Origin of the sequence: Streptomyces malaysiensis subsp. malaysiensis, from assembly GCF_040653035.1 — a bacterium.
Taxonomy (GTDB): domain Bacteria; phylum Actinomycetota; class Actinomycetes; order Streptomycetales; family Streptomycetaceae; genus Streptomyces; species Streptomyces malaysiensis.
The window spans coordinates 1-20,967 of the sequence record NZ_JBEZNG010000010.1 but is presented as its reverse complement, the minus strand read 5'-3'; the positions used below and the strand labels follow the sequence as shown (position 1 = coordinate 20,967).

The 20,967-nt window shown below is 72.3% G+C and carries 22 protein-coding genes and 1 pseudogene; 9 read left to right on the top strand and 14 right to left on the bottom strand.

All coding sequences use genetic code 11. The annotated features are described in order from the left end of the window. The first annotated feature begins 88 nt into the window (after positions 1 to 88). Positions 89 to 835: a TetR/AcrR family transcriptional regulator gene (locus AB0E24_RS21320; RefSeq protein WP_359378973.1), complete on the top strand. Its 747-nt coding sequence runs from the start codon at positions 89 to 91 to the stop codon at positions 833 to 835. Positions 836 to 956: 121 nt separating this feature from the next. Beyond that, positions 957 to 2,009 carry an acyl-CoA dehydrogenase family protein gene (locus tag AB0E24_RS21315; protein WP_359378970.1) on the top strand — a complete coding sequence of 351 codons (1,053 nt, stop codon included), beginning with the start codon at positions 957 to 959 and terminating at the stop codon, positions 2,007 to 2,009. Between the two features lie 61 nt (positions 2,010 to 2,070). Here the strand turns inward: AB0E24_RS21315 and AB0E24_RS21310 are convergent, their stop codons facing one another. Further along, the gene (locus AB0E24_RS21310; RefSeq protein ID WP_232564252.1) at positions 2,071 to 2,595 is read right to left on the bottom strand and encodes a hypothetical protein; all 525 of its coding nucleotides are present in this window, start codon (positions 2,593 to 2,595) and stop codon (positions 2,071 to 2,073) included. A 103-nt stretch (positions 2,596 to 2,698) separates the two neighbouring features. Here AB0E24_RS21310 and AB0E24_RS21305 point away from each other — a divergent pair. Beyond that, positions 2,699 to 2,881, top strand: a pseudogene (locus AB0E24_RS21305) (substrate-binding domain-containing protein); the annotation flags it as partial. A 38-nt stretch (positions 2,882 to 2,919) separates the two neighbouring features. Here the strand turns inward: AB0E24_RS21305 and AB0E24_RS21300 are convergent. Continuing rightward, positions 2,920 to 3,207: a YiaA/YiaB family inner membrane protein gene (locus AB0E24_RS21300; protein ID WP_069863131.1), complete on the bottom strand. Its 288-nt coding sequence runs from the start codon at positions 3,205 to 3,207 to the stop codon at positions 2,920 to 2,922. 76 nt (positions 3,208 to 3,283) lie between these two features. After that, positions 3,284 to 3,874: a TetR/AcrR family transcriptional regulator gene (locus AB0E24_RS21295; protein WP_069862389.1), complete on the bottom strand. Its 591-nt coding sequence runs from the start codon at positions 3,872 to 3,874 to the stop codon at positions 3,284 to 3,286. A 204-nt stretch (positions 3,875 to 4,078) separates the two neighbouring features. Here AB0E24_RS21295 and AB0E24_RS21290 point away from each other — a divergent pair, with 204 nt between their 5' ends. After that, a complete protein-coding gene (locus tag AB0E24_RS21290) occupies positions 4,079 to 5,098 on the top strand; it encodes an aldo/keto reductase (RefSeq protein WP_174882432.1) in 1,020 nt (339 codons plus the stop codon). A 112-nt stretch (positions 5,099 to 5,210) separates the two neighbouring features. Here AB0E24_RS21290 and AB0E24_RS21285 read toward each other — a convergent pair whose 3' ends face one another. Further along, positions 5,211 to 5,891, bottom strand: coding sequence for a hypothetical protein (locus AB0E24_RS21285; protein WP_232636440.1), 681 nt, complete (start codon positions 5,889 to 5,891; stop codon positions 5,211 to 5,213). Next, on the bottom strand, positions 5,888 to 6,628 hold the full coding sequence (locus AB0E24_RS21280; RefSeq protein ID WP_069862395.1) for a MerR family transcriptional regulator: 741 nt from the start codon (positions 6,626 to 6,628) through the stop codon (positions 5,888 to 5,890). The genes AB0E24_RS21285 and AB0E24_RS21280 overlap by 4 nt, the downstream gene beginning before the upstream one ends. Positions 6,629 to 6,830: 202 nt before the next feature. On the opposite strand from AB0E24_RS21280, the gene AB0E24_RS21275 reads away from it, so the two are divergent. Then, on the top strand, positions 6,831 to 7,058 hold the full coding sequence (locus tag AB0E24_RS21275) for a hypothetical protein (protein WP_069862397.1): 228 nt from the start codon (positions 6,831 to 6,833) through the stop codon (positions 7,056 to 7,058). 44 nt (positions 7,059 to 7,102) lie between these two features. On the opposite strand, the gene AB0E24_RS21270 is transcribed toward AB0E24_RS21275, so the two are convergent. The 4 genes from AB0E24_RS21270 to AB0E24_RS21255 all read right to left on the bottom strand — a co-directional run bounded on the left by AB0E24_RS21270 (position 7,103) and on the right by AB0E24_RS21255 (position 11,168). After that, entirely contained in the window at positions 7,103 to 7,921 is an 819-nt protein-coding gene (locus AB0E24_RS21270; RefSeq protein WP_069862399.1) for a class I SAM-dependent methyltransferase, read from the bottom strand. Between the two features lie 170 nt (positions 7,922 to 8,091). Then, positions 8,092 to 9,303 (bottom strand): globin domain-containing protein, encoded by a 1,212-nt coding sequence (locus AB0E24_RS21265; RefSeq protein ID WP_359378961.1) that lies wholly within the window; start codon positions 9,301 to 9,303, stop codon positions 8,092 to 8,094. A 124-nt stretch (positions 9,304 to 9,427) separates the two neighbouring features. Further along, the gene (locus AB0E24_RS21260; protein ID WP_359378958.1) at positions 9,428 to 9,877 is read right to left on the bottom strand and encodes an RrF2 family transcriptional regulator; all 450 of its coding nucleotides are present in this window, start codon (positions 9,875 to 9,877) and stop codon (positions 9,428 to 9,430) included. Between the two features lie 37 nt (positions 9,878 to 9,914). Next, on the bottom strand, positions 9,915 to 11,168 hold the full coding sequence (locus tag AB0E24_RS21255) for an AI-2E family transporter (RefSeq protein WP_425508781.1): 1,254 nt from the start codon (positions 11,166 to 11,168) through the stop codon (positions 9,915 to 9,917). A gap of 215 nt (positions 11,169 to 11,383) precedes the next feature. On the opposite strand from AB0E24_RS21255, the gene AB0E24_RS21250 reads away from it, so the two are divergent. Then, positions 11,384 to 12,604: a cysteine desulfurase-like protein gene (locus AB0E24_RS21250; RefSeq protein ID WP_359378954.1), complete on the top strand. Its 1,221-nt coding sequence runs from the start codon at positions 11,384 to 11,386 to the stop codon at positions 12,602 to 12,604. A gap of 65 nt (positions 12,605 to 12,669) precedes the next feature. Here the strand turns inward: AB0E24_RS21250 and AB0E24_RS21245 are convergent, their stop codons facing one another. The 3 genes from AB0E24_RS21245 to AB0E24_RS21235 form a co-directional block, all read right to left on the bottom strand. Next, the gene (locus AB0E24_RS21245) at positions 12,670 to 13,239 is read right to left on the bottom strand and encodes a TetR/AcrR family transcriptional regulator (protein WP_099012369.1); all 570 of its coding nucleotides are present in this window, start codon (positions 13,237 to 13,239) and stop codon (positions 12,670 to 12,672) included. A gap of 130 nt (positions 13,240 to 13,369) precedes the next feature. After that, positions 13,370 to 14,761: an amidase gene (locus tag AB0E24_RS21240; RefSeq protein WP_359378950.1), complete on the bottom strand. Its 1,392-nt coding sequence runs from the start codon at positions 14,759 to 14,761 to the stop codon at positions 13,370 to 13,372. Beyond that, positions 14,748 to 14,957: a hypothetical protein gene (locus AB0E24_RS21235; RefSeq protein ID WP_069862411.1), complete on the bottom strand. Its 210-nt coding sequence runs from the start codon at positions 14,955 to 14,957 to the stop codon at positions 14,748 to 14,750. The genes AB0E24_RS21240 and AB0E24_RS21235 overlap by 14 nt, the downstream gene beginning before the upstream one ends. Positions 14,958 to 15,101: 144 nt before the next feature. Between AB0E24_RS21235 and AB0E24_RS21230 the strand changes: the two genes are divergently transcribed. The 3 genes from AB0E24_RS21230 (at position 15,102) to AB0E24_RS21220 (ending at position 18,644) form a co-directional block, all read left to right on the top strand. After that, positions 15,102 to 16,382, top strand: a complete 1,281-nt coding sequence (locus AB0E24_RS21230; RefSeq protein ID WP_359378946.1) for an MFS transporter — start codon at positions 15,102 to 15,104, stop codon at positions 16,380 to 16,382. Between the two features lie 21 nt (positions 16,383 to 16,403). Beyond that, the gene (locus AB0E24_RS21225; RefSeq protein WP_093701636.1) at positions 16,404 to 17,324 is read left to right on the top strand and encodes an MBL fold metallo-hydrolase; all 921 of its coding nucleotides are present in this window, start codon (positions 16,404 to 16,406) and stop codon (positions 17,322 to 17,324) included. 126 nt (positions 17,325 to 17,450) lie between these two features. Beyond that, positions 17,451 to 18,644: an acyltransferase family protein gene (locus tag AB0E24_RS21220; RefSeq protein ID WP_359378943.1), complete on the top strand. Its 1,194-nt coding sequence runs from the start codon at positions 17,451 to 17,453 to the stop codon at positions 18,642 to 18,644. Positions 18,645 to 18,744: 100 nt separating this feature from the next. Here the strand turns inward: AB0E24_RS21220 and AB0E24_RS21215 are convergent, their stop codons facing one another. Further along, the gene (locus AB0E24_RS21215) at positions 18,745 to 19,845 is read right to left on the bottom strand and encodes a winged helix DNA-binding domain-containing protein (RefSeq protein ID WP_079256125.1); all 1,101 of its coding nucleotides are present in this window, start codon (positions 19,843 to 19,845) and stop codon (positions 18,745 to 18,747) included. After that, the gene (locus AB0E24_RS21210) at positions 19,842 to 20,879 is read right to left on the bottom strand and encodes an aldo/keto reductase (RefSeq protein ID WP_359378940.1); all 1,038 of its coding nucleotides are present in this window, start codon (positions 20,877 to 20,879) and stop codon (positions 19,842 to 19,844) included. The genes AB0E24_RS21215 and AB0E24_RS21210 overlap by 4 nt, the downstream gene beginning before the upstream one ends. Between the last annotated feature and the right edge of the window lie 88 nt (positions 20,880 to 20,967).

Below are 20,967 nucleotides of genomic sequence, written 5' to 3'. Positions count from 1 at the left end.
CTCGTTCCATTTCCCCAACAGTGTATGAATCTATCCACCACTGTAGGAGTGGTGGAGCGGTAACGGCAACGGGGTAGGCTGCGGGCTCGTGAGCGCGAAGCCGAATGGGAACAAGGGAACGAACAGGAACAAAGGGAAGAAGGCGCTGGAGAACGCACCGGGAGCCGTATGGTTCCGCGCGGAGAAGACGTCCCGGCCGCGGCCTCAGCTGTCACATGAGCGGATCATCGCCACCGCCGTCGAGCTGCTGGACCGCGACGGCGTGCAGAAGCTGAGCATGCGACGGCTCGCCGAGCGGCTCGGCGCCCACGCCACCAGCCTCTACTGGCATGTGGCCACCAAGGACGATGTCCTCGACCTGGCCCTCGACGCGGTTTTCGCCGAACTCGACCTCCCCGAGGAGCACAGCGCCTCATGGCAGGAGGACATCGAGGCGTTCATGACCGGCCTGCGCTCGGTCCTCCTGCGCCATCCGTGGGCCGCGGCCCTGGCCAACTCCCGCCCCCTCGTGGGGCCCAACGCCCTGCGCTCCTCGGAGTTCGCCTACACCGCGCTCACCACGGGCGGTTTCGAGGGGGTCCACCTGTCGTCCGCCGCGGCCACCATCACCCACTATGTGATCGGCTCGGCCTCCTCCGAGGCGGTGTGGCAACAGCGCTCCGACGAGGCGGCGACCCGCTCGGCCGTGGACGCCCACATCCGCGCCCATATCGACGAATACCCCACCCTCGCCGGTCACTTCCCGCTTCTCGAAGAGGACGACTGGGACTCCCACTTCCACCGCGGCATGCGTCTGCTGCTCGCCGGTCTCACGTCCCCCGACGCCCACGCGTAAGCGGCCCGGCGACCTGACAGGTGGCCGGACGGGCCCACCCCGAAGAAGCGACGAGCCGACGAGCCGACCGACCGATGTGCCGATGTGCCGACGTGCCGACGTGCCGACGAAAGGAGCGTTCATGACCGCCGCGGCCCCGACGCTGATCGAGGCGGCCCGGCGCCTCGCCGACGAGGTGCTCGCCCCCGGCGCCGAGTCCGCCGACCGCGAGGGTGTCTCGCCGGCCGCGATCGCCGAGGTCAAGAGGTCCGGGGTGCTCGGGGTGGGCGGCCCCGCGGCGTACGGCGGGGCGCAGGCGCCGGACGCGGTCGCCCGCGAGATCGCCGAGATCCTCGCCGGGGCCTGCTGCTCCACCTACTTCGTCCAGGCCCAGCACCACACCCCGGTCAGGATGCTCGCCACCTCCGGCTCCCCGGTGCGCGAGCGGCTGCTGCGGCCGCTGTGCGAGGGCACACTGCTGTCCGGTATCGCCTTCTCCCATCTGCGGGCCTTCCCCCGCAGACCGGTGCGGGTCACCCGGGTCCCGGGCGGCAGGCGCTTCGACGGCCGGGTGCCGTGGTACACCGGCTGGGGCCTGAACGACGTGATGCTGCTGGCCGGGGTCACCGACGACGGTGAGGCGCTGTTCGCCTTCGCGGACGCCCGGGAGCAGCCCGGTCTGCGGCCCACACCGCCGCTCCAGCTGGCCGCGCTGACCGGCACCCGCACGGTCGGCCTGGAGCTGGACGGCCTGGTGGTGCCCGAGGAGGCGGTGGTCCGGAGCCGTCCTCACGAGGAGTGGGCGGTCATGGACCGGCCGAAGAACACCAACCCGAACCCCGCCGTGTTCGGCGTGGCCGGCGCGGCCCTGGACCTGCTGGCGGCCGCCGGAGACGCGGAGGCGAAGGAGACGGCACAGGTGCTGGCCGAACGGCTGCGTGAGGTCCGCCGGGAGGCGTACGTGCTGGTGGACGAGGTCCCCGCGGGCGAGCGCCTGACCGACCGGCTCGCGGTGAAGACCCGGGCCTACGAGGTGCTGCGCGCCGCCACCACCGCGGCGCTCGTCGCGGGCGGCGGCCGGGCCTTCGGCCTCGGCAGCCCCGCCCAGCGGCTGGCCCGGGAGGGCCTGTTCCTGGTGGTGCAGGGCCAGACCACCGACGTCCGGAGCGCACATCTGCGGGCGCTGCGCGGCTGACCCGCCGCCGGGGCCCCGGGGGCTCGGTGTGCTCTGAGTAGGCCCGACGGTGCCCGTGTGCCTACTCCAGGCCCGACGCCCCGAGGATCCCCCGGGCGGCCGTGTCGTCGAGGTCGCGGCCCAGCAACCGCAGGATTTCGGTGCCGTGCCGCAACGTACCGCGTTCGAGGGAGCGCCGGGCACCGGTCTCCAGCTCATGCCATAGGACGGGGTCCGCGGCCAGGGCGCGGAGGTCGAGCGCCACCCGGCGGCCGTGGACATCCCACAGGATCAGCCGGGTGGCGATCCGGCCGTCCAGCCACACCCCGGCCAGGGCGTCGATACGCACCCGGCGGACGCGTACGAAACCGCGAACCGTCAGCCGGCCGCCGCCCGCCGTCACCCGCGGTGGCCGGAGCACGGTGAAGGCGGCCACTCCGAGCAGGGCCCACAGATCGGCCCGCGCCACGGTGAGCCCGCCCGAGGCCCAGTCGAGCAGCGTGGTCACCCCGGCGAACGCCAGCGCGATACACACCGCCCACCGTGCGTTCGCACCCTGACGGCGGCCACGGGGCGTCCGGGCGGACCAGGCCATGATCCGTTCCATACGAGCACGCTAAGTCGGGCGTACGACCAGGTGGAATGCGCCCTGACGCACCTCTTACGCCGCCGCGAACACCTTTGACGGGATCCTTGCGCTCAGGCGGCGCCACCTCTCCCATCCGATGCCGATCGGCCTGACCACCGTCCGCCAGGACGCGGTGCTCATGGCCGAGTACGCGGTTCGGTTCGCCGTGGAGCGGCTGGGGAGCGGGGCGCCGGAGCCGCGGGAGGCGGTACTGGATCCGAAGCTGACCGTACGCGGCACCAGCGGACCACCACCGGGGGTGTGAGCCCGATCCCGGCTACGGGGTGTCGGTGTGAGTGGTGGTCACAGCTTTTCGAAGGGGTCGTGCCCGGCGAGCAGCTTCTCCACCCGTGCCTGATCGACCCGGCTGACGATCTGCCCCGCCTCCTGCCGGTCCCGGATCACCTTGGCCAGGGTGAACGCGGACGTCACCAGGTAGAGCACGGAGATGGCCAGGAAGCCGCGCACCCAGGCGTCGGCGCTCAGCTGGAAGATGCCGATGGCGGTGGCCGCCATGGCGACGCCGAAGGAGGCGATCGCCTGGCCGTAGAACGCGGCCGTGCTCTGCTGCTTGACCGGTGTCTCACTCATGCGGACAACGATGGGCGGATGCGCCCGACCCCGCATCCGTCCGGATACTCAGAACGTACTCAGAAATCGGGCGCTGTCACCGCGGTTGGCGCAGTCCCGCGATGAGGAGCGCGACCAGTCGCCGTGCGTCGTAGCGGGGATCGTGGTCGGCGCCGATGCAGAGGTTCCCGACGCCGCGCATGAGCTCGTACGCCTCGAGGCCGGGCCGGATCTCGCCGGCGGCGGCCGCGGCCTCGAGCAACTGGGTGCCCACGGGCTGGAGCCGGTCGATGAAGTAGCTGTGCAGCGTGTCGAAGCCGCTGTTGTCGGACTGGAGTACGGCGGCGAGGCCATGCTTGGTGACCAGGAAGTCGACGAAGAGGTCGATCCACCGCGTCAGTGCGGCGTATGGGGTCTCGCTGCTCTCCAGCAGGGCCGGACCGGCCTCGGCGCACGCCTCGACCTGGTGCCGGTAGACGGCGATGATGAGATCCGCCCGGGTCGGGAAGTGGCGGTAGATGGTGCCCACCCCGACACCGGCCTTGGCCGCGATATCGCGCACCGGCGCTTCCACGCCCGAGCTGACGAAGACCGAGGCGGCCGCGTCGAGCAGCGTCTCCTCGTTGCGCCGGGCGTCCGCCCGCTTGGACCGGGCCGCGGGCTCCGCGCCCTTGCCGCCGTCGTTCACCGCGCCGCTCCTTCCACTGCCGGACACTATCGGGACTGCCGGGACTGCCGGACACTACCGGGCTTGCCAAGCGGAACGACGTTCCGTATCTTTACCGGAGCGAGGTTCCGTTTGCTTATGATGCCAGAGCAGGGGCCCGCGACCAAACCACGCATCGCCATCTCGCGATGCCGCCACGCTTCCCCGCAGTGAAGGAACACGGTCATGCAGTACCGCACCTTGGGCCACACCGGTGTGCAGGTCAGCTCACTCGCGCTCGGCGCGATGAACTTCGGCGCGATCGGGCGCACCACCCAGGACGAGGCCACCGCCATCGTCGATGCCGCTCTCGAGGCCGGGATCAACCTCATCGACACCGCCGACATGTACAGCGGCGGCGAGTCGGAGGAGATGGTCGGCAAGGCCATCGCGGGCCGCCGCGACGATATCGTGCTGGCCACGAAGGCGGGCATGCCCATGGGCGATGAGCGCAACCACCGGGGCGGTTCGCGCCGCTGGCTGGTCACCGAACTGGACAACAGCCTGCGCCGCCTCGGTGTCGACCACGTGGACCTCTACCAGATCCACCGGTGGGACCCGAGCACCAGCGATGAGGAGACGCTGTCGGCGCTGACCGACTTGCGGCGCGCGGGCAAGATCCGCTACTTCGGCTCCTCGACCTTCCCCGCCTACCGCGTCGTGCAGGCCCAGTGGACCGCCCGTGAGCGCCACCTGAGCCGTTACGTCACCGAGCAGCCCAGCTACTCGATACTGCAACGCGGGATCGAGGCCCATGTGCTGCCCGTGACCGAGCAGTACGGGCTCGGTGTGCTGGTGTGGAGCCCGCTGGCCTCGGGCTGGCTGTCGGGCGCGATCCGTGCGGGCCGGGACATCACCACCAGCCGCTCGGCCTTCATGCCGGAGCGCTTCGACCTCACCATCCCCGCCAACCGGGCCCGGCTCGACGCCGTCGAGCGGCTGGCCGAGGTGGCCGACGAGGCCGGTCTGACCATGATCCAGCTCGCGCTCGGCTTCGTGACCGCGCACCCCGCCGTGACCAGCGCGCTCATCGGCCCCCGCACACTGGACCATCTGCACTCGCAACTGGCCGCCGCCGACACCGTGCTCTCCGCCGATGTGCTCGACGCCATCGACGCGATCGTGGCCCCCGGCACCGATCTCGCCGCACATGAGAAGCACGACACCCCGCCCGCGCTGCTCGACCCGTCACTGCGGCGCCGCTGAGGGCGCCCCGAAGGAGGCGGGGGCTGTGTCGATGTGCGGCCCCGCCGCCTGGGCGCGATCGGCCACGCCGCGGACGATCGACGGCAGGTCGGGGCACTTCCCGGCGGAGTGCTCAGGCGGCGGAGCCCGGCACGGGCGGCGGGGCCGTCCGGACCCGGGTGAGGGCGGCCACCGCCTCCCGCGGATCGTCCACGTGGAACCGGAGGGTACGGGCGGAGCCCCGCGCGCCCAGCGGCCGTACGAACGCCACCGGCTCCGCCAGCTCCACCGTCACCGTGGTCTGGCTGCCCACCGAGAGGTCGAGCACCCCGTCCGCGCTCACCCGCACCAGCCGTCCGTCCGGATAGCGCCGGTCGACCCGGGCGGTGGCGATGGTGGCGGCCGGAACCCGCAGGTCGAACAGCACGCCGTACCGTATGCGCAGTGAGCCGTCCGGCCCCACCACATGCGGCCGGACCACACAGGCCGCGTGCAGGGCGAGGATCAGCACCACCCCGTACACATCGATGACGAGCAGGATCCGGTGTACGACCGGCCATGGGATCACCAGGGCCAGCGCGATCGTCTCGATGACCGAGACGAAGAGCATCCCGTACATCATGGCCGTCTGGGGCCCGGTGTAGGGGAAGGCCAGCGCCCCCTCGGGGATCTGGTGGCGGCGGCGCAGCACCCACAGCCAGAGGCTGTGCAGGGCCCGGATCTCGTGCCGGATGAGTCGGCGCACGATCGCCGGGACCAGTTTCTCCAGTGCGCCCGTCGCCCGCTCCGCCGTCCGTGCGATCCGCCGATTCATGACGACCTCCTCCTCAGCCGGGCGGTCACCCTCTCCATCACCCGGCGCACCACCTCGGCCTGGGCCGGCGAGTAGTCGGCGAGGAGCGCCTCCTCGAAGCCCGTCGCCGTCGGGCCGCTGTCCGGGATGGCCGCCAGGACCTCGTCGGGTACGGCGGCGACCAGGTCGTCGGCCAGCGTCGCGATCCGCGGATCGTCCGCCGCGGCCCCCTCCAGTTCGTCCAGCCGCTCGTACATCGGGACCACGGCGGGGTCGTCCGCCAGCGGCCGCAGCGCCGCGTACACCGCGTCACCGCCGACCACCCCGTCCAGCAGGATCAGGTGCTCGCGGTCCTTGGCGGCGGTCGGTGAGGAGGTGACCGGTGCGCTTTTCAGCAGCTCGGCGAGTGCGGGGGAGATCGGCGCGTCCGGTGTGAGCGGCCCGGCCAGCAGGGCCGCCAGCGCCTTGCGGCGCTTTTGGATCGCGTGTTCCTGGCGCGCCAGGTCGGCGTCCAGCTCGCCCAGCACCTCGGCCAGTTCGCGCCCGGCGTCGTCCGCGAGGACGTCCCGCACCTCGTCCAGGGCCAGCCCGAGCTCGGTCAGCCGCCGGATCCGGGCCAGCAGAATGGCGTCCCGGATGGTGTAGACGCGGTAGCCGTTGGCCCGCCGCTGGGGTTCGGGCAGCAGGCCGATGTGGTGGTAATGCCGCACGGTCCGGGATGTGACTCCGACGAGCGCGGCGATCTCTCCGATGCGCATGGTGCCAGTAGAAACCCTGCCGCTGCGTCAAGGTCAAGCGCGGCCCCGGCCCGCCCGGGACGCGACCGGTGTAGGGGGCAACGGCACGGTAGCGTAGCGAGGCCGAAATGCGGCCAGGTGCGGTGCGAACGCACATCCGGGAAGCAGTGAGGGAGCCTTATGCGGCACGAGATCAGCCCCGTATGCCGGCGGCATTCTGGAGATGGCCAACAGCCGGCTGTATCCCTTCTGGGGATCGCTCACCGAGGCGCTGAGAACGGGAAAGCCGCAGAACGAGCACAAGCACGGCGGCGATGTATTCGACGCCATCTACCGGGACCAGGAGGGCCTGGCCGCCGACGGCCGCGCCTGGATGGCCGAGGCGGGTTTCCGCGGCAGCCGGATCGAACCGCTGACGGACGGCTACTCCATGCTGGTGGGCATCAAATAACCGCCCGGCGAACCCGCTCGACGGATCACAACCCCGGACAGGCCCTAGAAGCGGTAGCGCAGGATCCGGCCCACATCCCGGAAGCCGGGAAGGTGTGCCATCAGCCGCATGCTCATCCGGCCGGAGGCGGGCATCTTCTCCACCCCCGGCATGTCCACGCTGCGCACCGCGTCGAGGCAGGTCAGCCCCGGGTGCCAGCTCTCGATCTCATGGGGGTCGTCCAGCCCCCAGTGGAGTGTGGCGCCCGCGTTGCGCACCGCGGGGACCATCTTCTGGAGTCGGATGCCCAGCGGCCCGTAGACGTCGAAGAGCAACTGGCCGCTGGGGAACCGGTCGGTGATCCGCTGAATCAGCCGCTTGCCCTCCTCCTTGCGCAGATACATCGTCAGCCCCTCGGCGACGACCACGGTGGGCCGGTCGTCGGGCACCTCGCGCAGCCATGCCTCATCGGTCACGGAGGCGCCGACCATCTCGTAGTTCCCCGACGGCTCGGGAAGCAGCCGCCGGCGCAACTCGATCACCTCGGGGTAGTCGACGTCGATCCAGCGCACCGACGAGGGCGGGTCCAGGCGCTGCACCCGGGTGTCCAGACCGCAGGCGAGATGGAGCACGGTGGCCTTCTGATGCTCGGCCAGGAACTCCATCGCCCAGTCGTCGAGCTGTTTCGCCCGCAGGGCGATGCCGACCGCTGTCGTATCCGTCATCCCCGTTTTGCCGAAGTCGTAGGCCACGCGCTCCACGGCCTCCCGGGCCGTGTGGTCGTGCAGGACGGAGTCCGGTGAACGGCTGTCCACCGCCCTGCCGTACAGCGTGGCGAGCAAGGTTTCCTGAGCGCCGCTGAGAGTGATCTTTTCGCGATCCATGGTTCCTCGTCGATGTGGGGGTACCGGACGGACCATTGCGTACCGGTTGTGTACGGAATGGGCAGAACCCGTGTCCGTACGGTCCCACGTTCCCCCGGGCAAAAGCGACCGGCGTCTGGGCCATTCGAGTTCATCCGGCCAACATCGGGGGACGGGCGCGGCGGCGAGCGTCAGCGGCCCTCGCCGTCGTCCCGCGTCAGCCACAGGTCGGGACCGAAGACCTCGTAGTGGATCGCGGAGGGGTGCACACCGCGATCCAGCAGCTGGGCCCGCACCGACCGCATGAACGGCAGCGGTCCGCACAGATACGCCTGGACGCCATCGGGGAGCTCGATCCCGGACAGGTCCACGAGGCCGGTGCGCCCGGCCGGCCAGTCGCCCTCGGGCCGCTCGTACCAGATGTGGGCCGTGCCCCGCGCCAGCTTGGTGATCAGCCGCTCCTGGTCGGCGCGCAGGGCGTGGTCGGCGGGGGAGCGGTCGCCGTGGACGGCGATGACCGGGGCCCGGTGCCCGCGCGCCGCCAGATCCTCCAGCATGGCCACCATCGGGGTGCAGCCGATCCCCGCGGAGGCGAGCAGCAGCGGCGCGTCCGTGGTGTCGAGCACGGTGTCGCCGAACGGCGCGGAGACGGTGAGCGCATCGCCCTCGTGGACATGGTCGTGCAGATGGCCGGAGACCTCACCGGCCGGGCCCTCGCCGGTGTCCGCGCGCTTGACGGAGAAGGAGCGCACGGTGGCGCCCGGGGCGTTGGTCAGGCTGTACTGACGGATCTGGTGGGCCCCGTCGGCCAACTCCACCCGCACCGAGATGTACTGGCCGGCCGTGAACGCCGGGGCGCGGCGGCCGTCCGCGGGCCGGATCCGGAAGGTGACCACATCCGCCGTCTCCCGGACCCGCTCGATCACCCGCCACTGCCGCCAGGTCCCGCCGACCAGTACACCCCGCTCCGCGTACAGCCCCCGCTCGATCTGGATCAGGGCGTCGGCCATCAGCCAGTAGACCTCGTCCCAGGCGGCGGTCACCTCCTCGGTGGCCGCGTCGCCGAGCACCTCCGCGATGGCGGCGGACAGATGACGGTGCACCACCGGATACTGCGCGGCGCTCACCCCGAGCGAGGCGTGCTTATGCGCGATCCGGTTCAGCAGCGCGTCGGGGCGGGTGCCCGGCCGCTCGACCAGGGCGGTGGCGAACGCGGCGAACGCGCCCGCGAGAGCCTGTCGTTGGGTGCCCGCCGCCTGATTGGCCCGGTTGAACAGATTCCGCAGCAGTTCGGGGTGGGCCGCGAAGAGCTTTCGGTAGAACAGGTCGGTGATGGTGTCGATGGCCTCACCGACGGCGGGAAGCGTGGCGCGAACGGTCTCGGCGGACTTCTGGGTGAGCATGGGCGGGCCTAACTTGTATCTTAGATTCGTATTATGCGGCATGGTCGGTGAGCCGGGCATAGGGCCTCCGTGTCCTCGCTGCTCGGCGGGGCGGGGCCCGGGGTTCATGCCCCGCGCGGCGGCCTCATGGGGACAAGCCGGGTGCGCGCCCGACCAGCCCCAGCAGTACCGGACCGGTCGGGGACGCCACCAGATCGTCGACCGTCAGGGGGTCGAGCGAGGCGAAGAACGCCTCCTGTGCCCGGCGCAGCGCCATGCGCAGTTGGCAGCCCTGCCGCAGCGGACACGGCATATCCCCCTCGCAGTCGACGACATCGCCGACCCCTTCGAACTCCCGGACCAGCCGGCCGATCGAGGCGGTGCGCCCGGTCGCGGTGAGCGTCAGCCCGCCGCCCCGTCCGCGCCGTGTCTCGATCAGGTCCAGGTGCTGGAGCCGGGCCGCCACCTTGGCCAGATGGCTATAGGCCACCTGCATCTCCCCGGCGATCTGCCGCGCGGTGCAGGGCTCGGCTCCGGTGACCGCCAGCCGCATGATCGTGCGGAGGGCCAGGTCCGTTGACTTCGTCAGCCGCATGGCCTCAGATTAACTTAATGCGAATCTGAGATGCAATTTATGGGCGCTTGGGTGGCGAAGGTGGCCCCGTCGCGGGTCGGGCCCCGCCGGGCGGCTGTCCGCGCAGCGCCCGGGTCACCGACCAGGCGACGGACACCATGGGCACGGCCACGACCGCCCCGATCACCCCCGCGATGATGGAGCCGGCGATGACCGAGATCGCCACCACCACCGGATGCAGCCGCACCGCCCAGCTCATCACCAGCGGATGCAGCACATGGCCCTCGAACTGACCCACCGCCACGATCAGCAGCAGCACCACGGCCGCGATGGCCGGACCGCGCCCGGCCAGAGCCACCACCGTCGCCACCGCCAGCGCGATGGGCGAACCGATCAGCGGAACGAACGTCGCGAAGAAGACCAGCAGCGTCAGCGGCAGGGCCAGCGGCACCCGCAGCACGGACAGGGCGATGCCGACCAGGACCGCGTTGGAGGCCGCCACGACGATGATGCCCCGGGTGTATCCGGCGAAGGTGCTCCAGGCCGCCCGCGCCCCCCGATCCCAGGTGGACCGGGCGCGCTCGGGGAGCTGCTCCCGGAACCACTGCCACATCCGGTCGCCGGAATGGACGAAGAAGACCGAGCAGAACAGGGCCAGGAACGCCGCCGTGCCCGCCTCCACGACCCGCCCCGCACTGCTGAGCGCCTTGCTGATCAGCGCCCCGCGATGCCGTGTCACAAAGTCGCTGACCTTCTGGTGGGCCCCCGAGAGCACACCGCGCCGGACATGGAACGGCGGCCCCTCCAGCCACCGCTCGATCCGGCCGATCCCACCGCGCAGCTCTCCCACGAGCCGGCCCGCCTCCGCGGCCGCCGCGCTTCCCACCAGCGCCAGCAGCCCCAGTACGACGAACAGCGTGCCGAACACCGCGAGCGCCACCGCGAGCGGCCTGGGGACCGCCCGTGCCAGCAGATCGGCCAACGGCCGCAGCAGGGCGGTGGCCACCAGTGCCAGGAACACCGCGATCGCGACGAGTTCGAACTGCCCCAGCACCGAGAACGCCAGATAGACGGCCACCCCGATGACCATCAGCCGCCATACGTACGCGGTGGCCAGCCGCAGTCCCGGATGGACCCTCCCGTTCTCGTCCCCCGCCCGGCGCACCGCCGCGGCCAGGGCCGCCGAACCGGTGCCGCGGGCCCGCGCCACCGCCCGTGAGGCCCGCCCCGCCGGTCCGCCGGTCACACCGCGCCGAGGGTGCCTGCCCCGCCCTCCCGGTCGCTCGGGCGGGGGAGGAGAGTCGCTGCTCACGTCGGCGCCACCGCCTTCTGCGTCCCGGTCCTGCGCGGCGGAAGAGGATGGCGATTCATCCCCATACGCACAGATTCAATCAGGGTGGCCGTCCGGGCGCCCGAACACCTCTCCCCGGCGCGGCGGCCCCTGCCCGCCCCCTGCCGTTCCGCACCGTCGACTGCCTAGGATCGCCCTGGTCACCCCTGTGCCAGGACCTCTGCAAGGAGTCGCTCGTGACATACGACATCACCGCCATCCGCGCGCAGTTCCCCGCACTGAAGGCCGGGTCGGCCCACTTCGACGGCCCGGGAGGCACCCAGACCCCGCTCCCCGTCATCGAGGCCGTCTCCGACGCACTGGCCAACCCCCTGTCCAATCGCGGCCACCTGACAGCGGGGGAGCGCAACGCCGAGGCCCTCGTCCGGTCGGCCCGGCAGGCCATGGCCGATCTGCTCGGCGCCGACCCGGCCGGGATCGTCTTCGGGCGCAGCGCCACCGCCCTCACCTACGACTTCGCCCGCACCCTCGCCAAGACCTGGTCACCGGGGGACGAGGTCGTGGTGTCCCGGCTGGACCACGACTCCAACATCCGCCCCTGGATCCAGGCCGCCGAAGCCGCCGGGGCCACCGTGCGCTGGGCCGACTTCGACCCCGCCACCGGCGAACTGACACCCGATGACGTCAGCGCCCAGCTCGGCGACCGTACCCGGCTGGTCGCGGTCACCGCCGCATCGAACCTGATCGGCACCCGCCCCGCCATCCCGGAGATCTCCCGGCGGGCGCACGCGGCCGGAGCGCTGCTCTACGTCGACGGGGTGCACTACGCCGCCCATGCCCAGGTGGACATCGAGCGGCTCGGCGCGGACTTCTTCGTCTGCTCCCCCTACAAGTTCCTCGGCCCCCACCTCGGCGTTCTGGCAAGCGCGTCCGAGCTCCTGGAGACCCTGACCCCGGACAAGCTGCTCCCCTCCTCGAACGCCGTTCCCGAGCGCTTCGAATTCGGCACCCTGCCCTATGAATTCCTCGCCGGCACCCGCGCCGCCGTCGACTTTCTCACCACCCTGGCCCCCGGCGCCGAAGGCGGCCGCAGGGAGCGGCTGGCGGCGGCGTTCACGGCCCTCGAAGGGCACGAGGCCACCCTTCGGCGGCGTATCGACGAGGGGCTGGCCGCCCTCGACCCGATCACCGTCCACTCCCGGGCGGCGGACCGCACCCCGACCGTGCTGCTGACCATCGACGGCCACGACACCACCGACGCCTACCGCCATCTCGCGAGCCGTGGCGTCGACGCCCCCTCCGGCTCCTTCTACGCCGTGGAGGCGTCCCGCAGGCTGGGCCTGGGCGACACCGGAGGACTGCGTATCGGCCTGGCCCCCTACAACAGCGGCGAGGACGTGGACCGACTGCTGGAGGCCCTCTCGGACTTCCTGCGCACGCCGACCCCACGCGGCTGACGCACCCGGCCGGGACGGCTGACCCACCCCGCCGGGACGGCTGACCCACCCCGCCGGGAACGCCGTCAGTTCCCGGCCGAATCCCCTTCGAGAAGCCCCGCCACCAGGCCGCGGGCATACGCGGCGCCGAGCCCGGCGGGGCGGAAGAGGATGCGGTACATCAGAGGTGAGACGACCCGGTCCATGACCGTCTCGACGGCGGGGGTGTCCTCCCCGCGCTCGGCCGCGCGGGTCAGGATGACGTCGACCTGATCGGCGGCGTAGGCCGAGCACCGGCCAGCGTTGCTGCCGTCCGGGTCGCCGAGCAGGGCGTCGCGGATATAGGCACGGCCCGCGGGGGAGGACATCTCGTCGAGGAACTGCTCGGCCCAGGCCGCCAGATCGGACGCCAGGCCGCCGTGGTCCCCGGGCGCGGTGTCGGGCCGCAGGCGCTCGACCGCCACGTCCGACAGCAGCTCGGTGAGGGCTCCCCAGCGGCGGTAGATCGTGGAGGGGGTGACCCCCGCGCGCTGGGCGATCAGCGGCACCGTCAGAGCGTCGCGGCCCACCTCGGCTTCCAGCTCGCGCACGGCGGTGTGCACCGCCGCCTGGACCCGGGCGCTGCGCCCGCCGGGGCGCACCATCTGCCTGCTCATTCCACCACCTTAAGCCTTAAGGCAATTCCGTTGCTTCTAGGAGCGGTGCGCCCCGAGGCTGCTCAGGGGAGTTCGGCCGCCGTGGCCCGGCCGTCCGCCGGTGGGCTCCAGACCGGGCCCGGGGCCGTCGTCAGACCACCGGCGCGAGCTCGCGGGCGGGCCGGGTCCGCTCGTAGGCGTGACCGGCCCGCAGGAGCACGCTCTCCCCGAGCGGCCGCCCGAGCAGCTGCATGCCGATCGGCAGGCCCGCCGTGTCATGGCCGACCGGGATGGACAGCGACGGCACCCCGGTGACGTTGGCGGGGGCCGAGAGGCGTACATAGGCTTCGGAGACGGCTTCGACGGTGCCGTCCGGCCAGGTGATCACCTCCTCATCGGCCTTCACCGCGGTCGCCGGGACGGTCGGGGCGGCGATCAGGTCGACGTCCTGGAGCATGCGCGCCCACTCCCGCCGCATCAGCGTCCGGGAGCGCTGGGCGCGCAGATAGTCCCCGGCGGGCATCAGCTCGCCGGCCTCGAGCAGGGTGCGCACATCCGTCTGGTACAGCTCGGGGGCCGCGCGCAGAGTGCGCTCGTGGTAGGCGGTGGCCTCCGGCACCATCAGGCCCCAGTGCGTGGCCTGGATGTAGCGGGTCATGGGGATCTCGACCTCGACGAGGCGCGCGCCGAGGGCTTCGAGCCCGTCGATGGCCCGCCGGACCGCGGCTTCCACCTCCGCGTCGACCCGCTCGAAGTAGTAGTTGCGCGGCACGCCGACGCGCAGCCCCGTCAGGTCCTCGCCCGCGCCCGGCCGGTAGTCCCGCGCGGGCCCGGCCAGGGACGCGGGGTCGCGGGGGTCGTGCCCGGCCAGGACCGCCAGGACCAGGGCCTGGTCCTCGACGGTGCGGGTGAGGGGGCCGACGTGGTCCAGCGACCACGACAGGGAGGTGACGCCGTGCCGGGGGACGAGGCCGTACGTCGGCTTGAGGCCGACGACCCCGTTGAGCGCGGCCGGGACGCGTATGGAACCGCCGGTGTCGGTGCCCAGGGCGAAGGTCGCGGTGCCCGCGGCGACGGCCACGGCGGATCCGCCGCTTGAGCCGCCCGCGACCCGCCCGGTGTCCCAGGCGTTGTGGGTCTGCGGGGTGATCAGCCCGTAGGCGAACTCATGGGTGTGGGTCTTGCCGGCCAGGATCGCGCCGGACGCGCCGAGGCGTGCGGCGACCGCGCTGTCCGCCTGGGCGCGGTGGTCGGCGCGGACCCGGGAACCTGCGGCGGTGGCCACTCCCGCCACGTCGATCAGGTCCTTCAGCCCCATCGGGATGCCGTGCAGCGGGCCCCGGAGGCGGCCGGCCGCGACGTCGTCGGCGGCCTCCCGGGCCGTCAGACGCGCCCGTTCGGCGGTCACCGTGGCGTAGGCGTTGAGGTGGGGTTCCAGCCGCTCGATGCGCTCCAGGACGGAGTCCACCAGCTCGACGGGGGACAGCCGCCCGGCCCGGATCGCGTCGGCGGCCGCGGTGAGGGTCAGTTCATACGGCCGCATCGTGCTCCTCCTCTCCCGCGCGGTAGACGGAGGCGGGCGGGGTGTCGCCGAAGTCGAGTTCGCGCAGGACGGCGACGACGGAGTGGATGTGCTGGGCGGTGGCCGCCACCGCGGTGTGGCGGTCGGGCGGCAGCGGAAGCCCGGCCCGGTCGGCCCAGCGGGCCGCCTCCTCGGGCGTGAGTCCGGCGGTGGACATGGTGTCTCCGTTTCTTGGGCCAGCGCGGCGGCGCGCTCCCGGCGACCCCGATTCTCGCGATAAAGGCTAAGGGTTTGCGTTAGGTGATCGTAGGGGCTACGGTCGCTTAAAGCAAAATCGTAGCGTTTAGCGAGAAGGAGTCTCATGCCCAGCGCCATATCCGGCGCCCCCGCGCACTGCCCCTACGCGGCCGCCCCCATCCGGAAGGCCACGGCGCACCGCGCGGCCCCCCTCGGCCCCCTCGTCCTCCACGCCTCGGTCCTCACGGCACTCCTGGCCGCGTCCAGCGCCCCGACCCCGCTGTATCCGCTCTACCAGGACCGCTGGGACCTCTCCGCGCTCACCATCACGGTGATCTTCAGTGCCTACGCCCTGGCGCTGCTGCTGGCCCTGCTCACCGTCGGAGCCCTCTCCGACCATCTGGGACGGCGCCCCGTCCTGCTGGGCGCGCTGATCCTGGAGGCGGGCTCGATGGCGCTGCTGGCCGCGGCGGACGGGCCCGGACCGCTGATCGCCGCCCGGGTCCTGCAAGGGGCGGCCACGGGCGCGGCCACCAGCGCCTCGGGCGCGGCGCTCCTCGACCTCGAAGACCCCCTGCGCCCCGGCAGACCGGCCCTGATCAACAGCATCACCCCGGTGGCCGGGATGGCCGCCGGCGTGCTGGCCTCGACCCTCCTCATCGCCCTCTCCCCGGCACCCACGGTCACCGTCTATCTGCTGCTGGCCGCGCTGTTCGTGGCCCAGGCGGCCGCGGTCGCCCGCGCCGCGGAGACCGGACACCGGCGGCCCGGGGCGCTGCGGTCCCTGCGCCCGCGGCTCGGCCTCCCGCCGTCGGCCCGCGGCGCGCTGCTGACCGTGGGCACGGGCGTCGTCGCCGTCTGGGCGCTGGGCGGTCTCTACTCCTCCCTGGGGCCCGCGCTCGTACGCCTGGTGGCCCCCGGCACTCCGCCTCCCGCGGGCGGGATGGTGTTCTTCACCGTCGGCGCCGCCGCCGCTCTCACCGTGTGGACACTGCGGCGCACGGCTCCGGGCGCCGCCGCGACCGGCGGCTGCCTGGCCGTCATCCCCTCCGCCGCCCTGAGCCTGGCCGCGCTGCACGGTGCCGGCCCGCTCGCCCTGTTCGGAGGCGCGGCCCTGGCCGGTGTCGCCTTCGGCGCCGTGTCCCAGGGAGCGCTGCGGCTGCTGCTCGCCTCGCTCGACGAGCGGGACCGGGCCACCACCGTGGCCGCCTACTACATCCTCAGCTATCTGTCGATGAGTCTGCCCGCCATCGCCGCGGGCGCCGCCACCCAGCACTACGGGCTCCGTACCGCCTGCCACGCCTACGCCATCGGTGCCGCCGTGCTCGCCGCCGCGGCGGTGGCGGCACTGACCGCGTCACGGCGCCGCACCGCGCCCCGCACCACCAACGCCCTCCCTCACTAGCCACCCAGGAGACGACACACCATGCGCACACCGCACGCCAGCACGCGCGCGCCGCACACCATCCCCTTCTGGACCGTGGGCGACATCGCCGTCCACCGCATCGAGGAGGTGCTGCTGCCACCGCGGACCGGGCCGTGGCTGCTGCCCGACGCCACCGCCGACGTGGTCGCCCAACAGGACTGGCTGCGCCCCGACTTCGCCGACCAGCGGGGCATCCTGCGCCTCGACAGCCACAGCTTCGCCTTCGAGGTGGCCGGGGCGCGGGTGCTGGTCGACACCGGCATAGGCAACGGCAAGACGCGGGCCAACCCGGCCTGGCACGATCTGCGTACCGACTACCTGGAGCGACTCACCGCCGCCGGGTTCCCTCCGGAATCCGTCGACCTGGTGATCCTCACCCATCTGCACACCGACCACGTCGGCTGGAACACCCATGAGGTGGACGGCGCATGGGTGCCCACCTTTCCCCGGGCGCGCTACCTCACCTCCCGTACCGAGCGTGAGTTCTGGGCGTCCTACGACATGGACGAACCGCGTGCGCGGATGTTCCATGACTCCGTGACGCCCGTCGAGGACGCGGGACTGCTCGACTTGGTCGACGTCCCGGCCGGGGGCACCGAGGTCGCCCCCGGGCTGCGGCTGATCCCCACACCCGGGCACACCCCCGGCCATATCGCCCTCCAGCTCGACAGCCACGGCGAGAGGGCGCTGATCACCGGCGACTGTGTCCACCACCCCGTCCAGCTCGCCCATCCCGCCATCGGCTCGTGCGTGGACATCGCCCCCGAGCAGTCCGAGGCCACCCGCCGCGAGCTTCTCGGCTCCCTCGCCGATACGGGCACCCTTCTGCTGGGCACCCACTTCCCGCCGCCCACCGGCGGTCATGTGATCACCGACGGGAACGCCTACCGGCTCTCGCCCGTGCCCCCGGCCTCGCACTGACGCGAGTCCTCCCGGGGGGTGGTGGTGTTCGCGTGGATGTTCCCGTAGGGGCGGTCTTGGGGCCGGGGCGGTGCGGCGGGCAGGCTCGTGGGTGCTGTGCCTGCTTCGTATGGGGAGGGGTCTTCTGTGGCCGGTGTGTTACCGCGTGGCGATCGGCTGCCGTCGTTGACGGGGCTTCGCTTTCTGCTGGCCGGTGTGGTGTTGGCGGGCCATGTGCTGACGCTGGGCCGATTCTTCGAGGCCCAGGGGGTCTACGAGGCCGCCGACGCCTCGTCCATGGCGAGCGCGGCGGCGGTTTCCTCGTTCTTCCTCCTCAGCGGCTTTGTGCTGGCGTGGAACGCGTCCCCGTCCGACACCGCCCTCAGGTTCTGGCGCCGCCGAGTGGTGAAGATCTTCCCCAACCACGCGGTGACCTGGGCCTTGATGCTGGGTCTGCTCATGGTGACGGGCACCGCCGCATTGCTTCCGGTGCCGGATCCGGGGCTCGGGGAGGCGGTCCGGAATCTGCTGCTGGTACACGCCTGGGTTCCGGCCATGACCGATTTCAGCAGTGTCAATCCGGTGACGTGGTCCATCTCGTGCGAGGCGTTCTTCTACCTTCTTTTCCCCCTGCTGATCCGGCCGGTGCGGGCGGTCCCGGCGCGGCTGCTGTGGCCGGTGATCGCCCTGGTGGCGGGGGCGGTGGTGACGATGCCGATGGTGGCCATGGCCGTCACCGACGAGGCGGCCCCGGGGAGTTGGTCACCGCTGTCGACCGAGCGCTGGTGGCTGATCTACTTCTTCCCTCCGGTGCGGCTGCTGGAGTTCATCCTCGGCCTGGTGCTCGCCCGGGCGGTCCAGCTGGGCCGCTGGCCGGCGCTCCGCCCCGCCTGGCCGCTGCTCGCCCTGGCGGCGGTCTTCGCGGTGCGGCCGGAGTTGCCGGAGGAGTACGTATGGGGAGCGGCGACCTGTCTGCCGGTGGCCGCCCTGATCCCGGCCCTCGCCACCCGCGACATCCAGGGCCGGGAGAGCCGGCTGGGCCGTCGCGGCCTGGTGCTGCTGGGCGAAGCGTCGTTCGCGCTCTACATGGTCCACTTCCCGGTGCTGTACGCGATCCGGGTACTGCTGGACCGGCGGACGTTCGACACCGTGACCGCCACGGTGTTGTCCGTGGCGGTATCGGCGCTGTGCGTGGCGGTGTCGCTGCTGCTGTGGCGCGGGGTCGAGGTGCCGATGATGCGCCGTTTCGCCCGCCCCGGCGGCCGTTCCACGCCGCCAGCGCGCCCCGCCACGCCCGACGACCGGACCGCCCCCATGCGCCAGGAGGACCCGGCCCCATGACCGGGGCGCCCCGGTGAGCACCGCTGACGGGGCGGCCCCGTGAACACCGCCCACCGGGCGGCCCCGTGAACGCCCGCGCGCGGCGGTCGCGCGGAGCCGCTCAGCCTGGCGAGGCGGCGACGCTTACGCGATGGCTTTCGCCGTCGGAGAGGAACGACGCCAGTTCCCGCCCCTCCTCGGCCACCGCGGTGCGGTCGGCGGGGGAGAGGCGGCCCAGCGGGGCGACGGCCACGGTGCCGGCGTCGACGGTCCAGGTCGCGGCCACCCGGCCGTCCACCAGCACAACGCGCTCCCCGGCCACCGAAAGGCCGCGGTGGGCGTCGTCGATGATCCGGCCGCGGTCGTGGTATCCGAGGATCGCGTTGTCGAACGCGGGCAGGAACCGTACCGGCGCGGGCGTGTCGGGGTCGGGGCGTGGCGCGCCGGGGAGGTCGAGCAGCTCCCGGCCGCGTTCATCGCGGAAGGTGACCAGCTCCTCCCGTATCGCCGCCACCGCGGCCGGGAGTCCGGCCAGACCGCACCAGGCGCGCAGATCGGCCGAGGCCGCGGGGCCGAAGGCGGCCAGATACCGCCGTACCAGCGCCTGGCCGACCGGATCGGCGCCATCGGGGGCGGGCGGGGCCATCTCCCGCCCCAGCCAGGAGGAGAGCAGGACGTTACGCACCCCTCCCTTGGCGCGCCACAGCCCGCGGGGCGGCGTCTGCGCCACCGGGACGAGGGCGGCGATCAGCATTTCGCCCAGCGCCCGCGGCGGCGGGCCCGGCCAGCGCGCGGCGAGCGCCCCGACGAGCTCGGCCATCGAGCGCGGCTCGCCATCGGCCATCACCGCCCGGCCCGCGGCGCCGAGTTCGCCGAGGTCTATCCCCGCCAGCTCGCGGCGGTAGGTCCCGAGCACCCGCTGGCGCAGCATGGCGTCGTGGCGGGCCCGCCAGGCCACGGTGTCATCGGCGGTGAGGAGATGGACGGTGCGGCGCATGAGGTGGGTGCGCACCAGGCTTCGCTGAATCAGCAGGTCGGAGAGGGCGCCCGGTGCGAACGCGCGCAGCCGCGACCACAGCCCGGTGAACGGCTCCTGCGGCTCCTGCGCCTGCATACCGCACAGGTGCGCGACGGCGTCGACGACCGGCACATCGGCGCGGTCGAGCAGCAGCTGTCGGGCGAGCGTCGCGCGGCCCAGCGCCCGGTTGCCGAGAACGGTCATCGTGCCACCGCGGCGCGCTCATCGGCCGATCGCCGCCGTAGCGCCGCGTGTTGGACGGATGGCGGGGTGTAGGACACATCGAGCGGGCCGATGTCGGTTCCGGGCGCCACGATCCGGTCGATCCGGTCGAGGATCTCGTCATCGAGGCTCACCGCGGCCCCGGCCAGGAGATCCTCCAACTGCTCCATGGTGCGCGGCCCGATGATGGCCGAGGTGACATCGGGGTGGGTGATGGCGAAGGCCATCGCCAGATGGGTCAGCGACAGACCGGCCTCCTCGGCCAGCGGGATGAGCCGCTCCACGGCGTCGAGTTTGCGCTCGTCGGTCAGATGGCGGGGCACCCACTTCATCCGCTCGTTCCGCACCGTGGGCCCGCCCTTGCGGTAGCGGCCGGTGAGCAGGCCCATCGCCAGCGGGCTCCACACCAGTACGCCCATGCCGTAGCGGTGGCAGACCGGCAGGACCTCCTGTTCGATCGCCCGGTTGAGGATGGAGTACGTGGGCTGCTCGGTGCGGAAGCGGTGCAGTCCGCGCCGGTCGGCGACCCACTGCGCCTCGACGATCTCCGAGGCCGGGAGGTTGGAGGACCCGATGGCGCGCACCTTGCCGCTGCGCACCAGATCGGTCAGCGCGGAGAGCGTCTCCTCGATATCGGTGTGCGGGTCGGGGTGGTGCACCTGGTAGAGGTCGATGTGGTCGGTCCCCAGGCGCCGCAGCGACTGCTCGACCTCGGTGACGATCCAGCGCCGGGAGCTGCCGCCGCGGTTGGGGTCCTCGCTTATCCTTCCGTTGACCTTGGTGGCCAGCACGATGTCGTCGCGCCGCCCCTTCAGCGCCTTGCCCACGATCTCCTCGGACTCCCCGTGGCCGTACACATCGGCGGTGTCGATGAAGTTGATCCCCGAGTCCAGCGCCCGGTGGATGATCCGGACACAGTCGTCGTGATCGGGGTTGCCCATCGGGTTGAACACCATCGTGCCCAGACAGTAGGGGCTGACCCGGATACCGGTCCGCCCCAGCTCACGCGTCTTCACGGTCGCGCCGTTCCCTTCGGTTCCTTGGTTCTTGGGTTCCCTGGCTCCTGGGTTCCGGAGCCGCGCCGGTGACGTCCGTCACCGGCGC

Excerpts from the sequence above, each read along its gene's own strand:
- AB0E24_RS21230 (WP_359378946.1), top strand. The coding sequence starts at position 15,102 with ATGCCCAGCGCCATATCCGGCGCCCCCGCGCACTGCCCCTACGCGGCC.
- AB0E24_RS21310 (WP_232564252.1), bottom strand. The coding sequence starts at position 2,595 with ATGGAACGGATCATGGCCTGGTCCGCCCGGACGCCCCGTGGCCGCCGT.
- AB0E24_RS21215 (WP_079256125.1), bottom strand. The coding sequence starts at position 19,845 with ATGACCGTTCTCGGCAACCGGGCGCTGGGCCGCGCGACGCTCGCCCGA.
- AB0E24_RS21235 (WP_069862411.1), bottom strand. The coding sequence starts at position 14,957 with ATGTCCACCGCCGGACTCACGCCCGAGGAGGCGGCCCGCTGGGCCGAC.
- AB0E24_RS21260 (WP_359378958.1), bottom strand. The coding sequence starts at position 9,877 with ATGCGGCTGACGAAGTCAACGGACCTGGCCCTCCGCACGATCATGCGG.
- AB0E24_RS21225 (WP_093701636.1), top strand. The coding sequence starts at position 16,404 with ATGCGCACACCGCACGCCAGCACGCGCGCGCCGCACACCATCCCCTTC.
- AB0E24_RS21280 (WP_069862395.1), bottom strand. The coding sequence starts at position 6,628 with ATGCGCATCGGAGAGATCGCCGCGCTCGTCGGAGTCACATCCCGGACC.
- AB0E24_RS21240 (WP_359378950.1), bottom strand. The coding sequence starts at position 14,761 with ATGCGGCCGTATGAACTGACCCTCACCGCGGCCGCCGACGCGATCCGG.
- AB0E24_RS21300 (WP_069863131.1), bottom strand. The coding sequence starts at position 3,207 with ATGAGTGAGACACCGGTCAAGCAGCAGAGCACGGCCGCGTTCTACGGC.
- AB0E24_RS21290 (WP_174882432.1), top strand. The coding sequence starts at position 4,079 with ATGCAGTACCGCACCTTGGGCCACACCGGTGTGCAGGTCAGCTCACTC.
- AB0E24_RS21275 (WP_069862397.1), top strand. The coding sequence starts at position 6,831 with ATGGCCAACAGCCGGCTGTATCCCTTCTGGGGATCGCTCACCGAGGCG.
- AB0E24_RS21245 (WP_099012369.1), bottom strand. The coding sequence starts at position 13,239 with ATGAGCAGGCAGATGGTGCGCCCCGGCGGGCGCAGCGCCCGGGTCCAG.
- AB0E24_RS21270 (WP_069862399.1), bottom strand. The coding sequence starts at position 7,921 with ATGGATCGCGAAAAGATCACTCTCAGCGGCGCTCAGGAAACCTTGCTC.
- AB0E24_RS21315 (WP_359378970.1), top strand. The coding sequence starts at position 957 with ATGACCGCCGCGGCCCCGACGCTGATCGAGGCGGCCCGGCGCCTCGCC.
- AB0E24_RS21265 (WP_359378961.1), bottom strand. The coding sequence starts at position 9,303 with ATGCTCACCCAGAAGTCCGCCGAGACCGTTCGCGCCACGCTTCCCGCC.
- AB0E24_RS21285 (WP_232636440.1), bottom strand. The coding sequence starts at position 5,891 with ATGAATCGGCGGATCGCACGGACGGCGGAGCGGGCGACGGGCGCACTG.